Origin of the sequence: Stenotrophomonas sp. HMWF003 (genome assembly GCF_003061285.1) — a bacterium.
GTDB classification, from domain to species: Bacteria; Pseudomonadota; Gammaproteobacteria; order Xanthomonadales; family Xanthomonadaceae; genus Stenotrophomonas; species Stenotrophomonas maltophilia_AP.
Genome location: NZ_QAIW01000324.1, coordinates 1 through 4,057 on the forward strand (window position 1 = coordinate 1; position 4,057 = coordinate 4,057).

Annotated in this window: 3 protein-coding genes and 1 pseudogene; all 4 read right to left on the minus strand. The window is 68.4% G+C overall.

The features are described 5' to 3' along the window. A partial coding sequence (locus tag DBR34_RS13125) for a hypothetical protein (protein ID WP_258223901.1) occupies nucleotides 1-429 on the minus strand: 429 nt, incomplete at its 3' end. A 141-nt stretch (nucleotides 430-570) separates the two neighbouring features. After that, nucleotides 571-1,257: a Fe2+-dependent dioxygenase gene (locus DBR34_RS13130; protein ID WP_128097117.1), complete on the minus strand. Its 687-nt coding sequence runs from the start codon at nucleotides 1,255-1,257 to the stop codon at nucleotides 571-573. 47 nt (nucleotides 1,258-1,304) lie between these two features. Then, nucleotides 1,305-3,626: a catecholate siderophore receptor Fiu gene (locus DBR34_RS13135; protein ID WP_258223902.1), complete on the minus strand. Its 2,322-nt coding sequence runs from the start codon at nucleotides 3,624-3,626 to the stop codon at nucleotides 1,305-1,307. Nucleotides 3,627-3,782: 156 nt separating this feature from the next. After that, nucleotides 3,783-4,057: pseudogene (locus DBR34_RS13140) on the minus strand (hypothetical protein); the annotation flags it as partial.

Below are 4,057 nucleotides of genomic sequence, written 5' to 3' on the forward strand. Positions count from 1 at the left end.
GCCCTGCGGTGGCGCCTGGCCGCGCTGTACGCGCAGCCCCGGGGCCGACGGCAGCGGCGTGGCCGGCGCCGAATCAACGGATGGCGATACCTGCGGCGGCAACGCGATCAGGGTGGCCATCAGCGCACCCAGTGCATCCATCGGTTCGGGCAGCGGCGGCAGCGGCGTGTTTGCCGCCCGCGCGCTGGCCACCCGGCGCAGTTTGGCCGGTGCGTCTTCCTGCGGTGCGGTTTCGCCGCCGCGGGCGGGGCGTTCTTCCACCGGCATCTGCAGCACCACGGCGGTGCTGCCAGGCACGGCGTGTTCCAGCACCGGCAAACCGGTGAACAGCATCGCCAGCAGGGCCAGCCAGGCCAGCACGCTCGCCAACGCCGGACGCTGCCCGCGCATGGCGGGGGCGAAGCTGCGGTGGCGGTGCGGGTGGCGCAAGGGGGGCGTGTCCAGTCTACGGCGGCCCGGAGCTTCGGGACGCAACGCGCCGGGATTGTAGTGAGATACGTTCCCGGGTGCAAATGGGAATGATTTGCGATTAAGGGCGATGCCGTGGCGTTGCACCAACGGCCGGTACGATCAGACCTCGCTCCAGCGGCGCAGCAGGTTGTGATACACGCCGGTGAGCTGCAGCACGGCGGCCGCGTCGGCACCGCTGGTGCGCAGCATCTCGATGGCGCTGTCCATTTCCAGCAGCATGCGCCGTGCGCTGTCGTCGCGGACCATGCTCTGTACCCAGAAGAACGAGGCAAGCCGGGCACCGCGTGTCACCGCGTTGACCCGGTGCAGGCTGCTGGATGGGTAGACCACCAGGTCGCCGGCAGGCAGCTTCACCTCGTGCTCGCCATAGGTATCGCTGACCACCAGTTCGCCGCCGTCATAGGCCTCCGGCGGGCTCAGGAACAGGGTGCAGGACACATCCGAGCGGAGGTGGGAGCGCTGCTCACCGTGGCTGGTGATCATCACCGCCCCGTCGACATGCAGGCCGTATTCGCCACCGCCCTGGTAGCGGTTGAAGCGCGGTGGCAGGATCCGCAGCGGCAGTGCTGCGGCGAAGAACAGCGGGTGCCGTTCCAGCGCCGCCAGCACCACCCGCCCCAGCTCGGCCTTCAGGGGCGAGGCATCGGGTAGCTGCTGGTTGCGTTTGACCTGCGCGCCCTGCGCGCCCACGGTTTCGCGGCCATCGGCCCAGTCCGCCGCCGCAAGCGCGCGCTGCAGATGGGCCAGTTCATCGGCGGAAAGTACGTTGGGAACATGCAGCAGCATGGCGGGATCCTCTACGCGGCGCGGGGGCTGCCCGCGCCGCCCACGCATCAGAAGCGGTAGTCGGCGCTGAGCAGGAACGAGCGCGGCGCGCCCGGGGTGTAACGGTACCCGCTCTTGTTGATCGCAGCCACGTACTGCTTGTCGAACAGGTTGTAGGCGTTCAAGCGCACCACCAGGTGCGGGTTGATGGTGTACGAGGCCACCGCGTCGTAGACCGTGTAGGACTTGGTGAATGCCGGGGTGCCCACTGCGCCATCGGTACCGCGATGCATCTGGCCCGCATACCGTGCGCCACCGCCGAGGGTCAGGCCGAACGGGAAGGTGTAGCTGGTCCAGCTGGTGAAGGTGTCGCCCGGCGTGTAGGTCAGGTTGCGGGTGCCGTCGGCGGCAACGTTGGCGCCTTCCTCCACGTCGGTATCGAGGTGGCTGTAGCCGGCGCTCACCGACCAGTTGTCGGTGATGCGGCCCACCGTGGACACCTCGATGCCCTGTACCGACTTCTTGCCGGTCTGGGTCGGGTTGCCGGCGTCATCGAGCACCTGGGTGTTGATCTCGTTGCTGACCTCGGTCTTGAACAGCGCCACGTTCAAGGCCAGTGCGTCGCCCAGGAAGCTCCACTTGGTGCCCACCTCGAACGTCTTTGCCTTCTGCGGGTCCAGGCTGGGATTGTCGGCGCTGCTGGCCGAGGCGCTCAGCTGGAAATTGCTGCCACCGGGGGGCTGCTGCGAGATGGCGTAGTTGGCATACAGGCTGACCAGGTCATCGACCTTGTACACCGCCCCCACTTTCCAGTTGAGCAGGGTGTCCGAATGCGCCAGCGACGGATTGGGGATCACCGTGCCGACTGGATTGCTGCCACAGGCCGGCCCGCGCCCCCCGCAGACCGACGCGCTCTGGTACTCGGTCTTGTAGTGATCTGCACGCAGGCCGGCGGTGAGCAGGAAGCTCTCGCCGATGTTGAGCGTGTCGAACAGGTACGCCGACGACGTGGTGGTCTTGCCATGGCTGTCGGCGCCGTTGTGTGCCCAGGTCAGGCCGGTGGCGTTCCAGTCCGGTGCGTACAGGTTGGCCGCTGACCACACGCTGCCGCCGGTGGCAGCCTGCCCGAAACTTTTCAGTTCTTCGCGGGTGAACTCCAGGCCGGTGCTCAGGTTGTGCTCGACCGTACCGGTGGCGAAGTCGGCGCGCAGGTTGAGCTGGTCGGTAAGGATGGTGTTCTGCTGGTCCTTGAAGGTCGGCAGGCTGCGCGCGAGGGTGTAGCTGCCCAGGTCGGCGGCGGAGGTGTAGCGGATGTTGCCGGTCGCCGCGCCATTGGCACCGCGGGTGCCGGTGCCCATGAAGGCGGTCAGCATGTAGTCCTGGTCGGTGCGGCCCCAGCGCGCGGTGTTGGTCAGGCGGACGTTGTCGTTGAGGTCGTGCTCGATGCGGAACGTGGCCATCTTCGCGGTGACATCGTCGTGGTCGGCACGGGTACCGTAGAAGTTTTCCGGGTCCACCGGGTGGCCGGCCAGCTGTTCCAGCGTAGGCTGCGGCGTCCAGCCCGGCAGGCCGAGCGTGGGGACGCCGCCGTCGGGCACGTTGTCCTGTTCCACATAAAGCAGGTTGAGGTAGTAGCGCGTGGCGGTGCCCAGGCCGAAGGCAAGCGACGGGGCGATGCCCCAGCGGCTGTTGTTGACATGGTCGCGGCCCGGCTGGTCGTTGTCCTGCCACATGGCATTGAGCCGCAGCGCGCTGGTCGCGCCCAGGGTCTGGTTCCAGTCGGCGGTGGTACGCGCCTGGCTGTCGGTCCCCGCCGAGACGGTGCCGGACACTGCGTCATGCAGGGTGGCCTGCTTGCTCACCATGTTGATCGCGCCCGTGGGGGCGGAACGGCCGTTGTCGGTACCGGCCGGTCCCTTGGCCACTTCCACCTGTTCGGTATTGAACACATCGCGCGAGATCGAACCGATGTCGCGCACGCCATCAACGAAGATGCTGCTCGACGTGTCGAAGCCGCGCATGAAGATGCTGTCGCCGGTAGTGGTGTTGCCGTTCTCGCCGACATAGAACGTCCCCACGCCAGGGCTGTTGCGCAGTGCGTCGGTCAGCGTGGTGGCGCCCTGCTGGTTGAACAGATCGGCGGTGATCACCTGGATGGTCTGCGGCGTGTCCTGCAGCGACTGGGTGAACTTGGGCGAGGCGACCTTGTCGGCCTTGTAGCCGCGCACCCCGAGCACGTGCACCTGGTCCAGGGTCTGTGGTGTGGCGTTGCTGGACTGGGCAAGGGCTGCGACCGGCAGTGCGGCCAGGCCCAGGCCGGTGACCAGCCCGGCGGTGGCCAGGCAGGCGGCGCTGCGCGAAGAGGGAGAGTGCTTGCGGCTCTTGATCATGGAGGACAGTCCAGAAGGGCGAAGGTAGGGCAGCAGAGGCATGCAGCGATCGGACGGGGCGACCGGCGGTGCATGCAGGCAGGACACACAGGCGTGGCCGCTGGCTGCGCGACGCGCAGCCAGGGCCGGGCCACCACGCGGTGCGTGGCAGCTGGATCAGGCGTGGGGAGGGGCGTGGCCGGGGTTGAGCCGCAGCGACGGTTCCATCCGCTGCCAGCGCAGCGCATCGGCCGGCCACAGCGGCACTACCGCCACCCAGGCGGTGCGGCGCAGGCGCAGGGTCACGCCGTGGGCGCTGGTGTCCGGATCGGTTCCGCCTTCGGTGGCGGCAGACGGTTCACTGGCCGGGGGTTCCGGGCAGGGGGCCGGTGCCTGTGGCAGGGCGGCGGCGGCATTGTCCGGGGACAGGGCCATCACCGACAGCGCCGACG

Excerpts from the sequence above, each read along its gene's own strand:
- DBR34_RS13130 (WP_128097117.1), bottom strand. The coding sequence starts at position 1,257 with ATGCTGCTGCATGTTCCCAACGTACTTTCCGCCGATGAACTGGCCCAT.
- DBR34_RS13135 (WP_258223902.1), bottom strand. The coding sequence starts at position 3,626 with ATGATCAAGAGCCGCAAGCACTCTCCCTCTTCGCGCAGCGCCGCCTGC.